This is a genomic window from Vibrio sp. 704, from assembly GCF_033339295.1.
This window is the reverse complement of the sequence record NZ_JAWOUH010000159.1, coordinates 1-968: the sequence shown is the minus strand read 5'-3', so window position 1 is coordinate 968 and position 968 is coordinate 1. Positions and strand designations below refer to the sequence as shown.

Annotated in this window: 1 protein-coding gene; it reads left to right on the top strand. The window is 48.2% G+C overall.

Going from position 1 to position 968, the window contains the following annotated elements; genetic code table 11:
* On the top strand, nucleotides 1–889 hold an 889-nt coding region (locus R7R24_RS25145), incomplete at its 5' end, for a DNA gyrase C-terminal beta-propeller domain-containing protein (RefSeq protein ID WP_318119833.1).
* Between the last annotated feature and the right edge of the window lie 79 nt (nucleotides 890–968).

The following is a 968-nucleotide window of genomic DNA, read 5'->3' as shown; positions in this document are numbered from 1 at the left end:
TAAGAAAGAAATTAAAGCCGACGCAGAGAAATACGGCGATGACCGTCGTTCTCCTTTAGTTGAACGTGCTGAAGCAAAAGCACTGACTGAGCGTGACCTAGTTCCAAGTGAACCAATTACCGTTGTACTGTCTGAAAAAGGTTGGGTTCGTCATGCGAAAGGACACGATGTTGATGCGGAAAGCTTGAACTACAAATCAGGCGATAAATACTTGGCGCATGCGCGCGGTAAGAGCAGTCAGCCTGCGGTCTTCCTTGGCAGTGATGGTCGAAGTTACTCGCTTGAGTCGCACTCGTTGCCATCAGCACGTAGTCAAGGTGAGCCGATTACTGGTCGCTTGAATATCACGGCGGGTAGCAGTATTCGTCAGGTGATCATGAGCGAAGAAGATCAGCTATGGCTGGTGGGCTCCGATGCTGGTTACGGCTTTGTGTGTAAAGGCGCTGATTTGCTATCGAAGAACCGCAGCGGTAAAGCGTTGGTTACGTTGCCTGCAAATTCTGAAGTGATGACGCCGAAAGAAGTCGGCGATCTGGATTCGGATGAGATTCTAGCGATTACCAACCAAGGGCGTATGTTGTTGTTCCCAATTAAAGACTTGCCGCAATTAGCGAAAGGTAAAGGTAACAAGATTATCAACATCCCAGCAGCTAAAGCGAAAGAGCGTGAAGAAGTGTTGTCCCACTTAATCGCGTTGCCGCAAGGTGCTTCTTTAACCTTGTACGCTGGTAAGCGCAAGCTAGGTTTGAAACCTGCTGATCTTGAGAACTTCCGTGGTGAGCGTGGTCGCAGAGGTAGTCTGCTGCCAAGAGGCTTACAGAGAGTGACGCGAATTGACGTTGAGCTTGGTGAGTCGAGCAGTACTGAAGAATCGAGCGAAAGCGAATAAAACGAATATAAACAAAAATCCCAGCCATTGGCTGGGATTTTTTTATGCTTCTTGTTTGTCTTCGGCGATGGTGACTTTT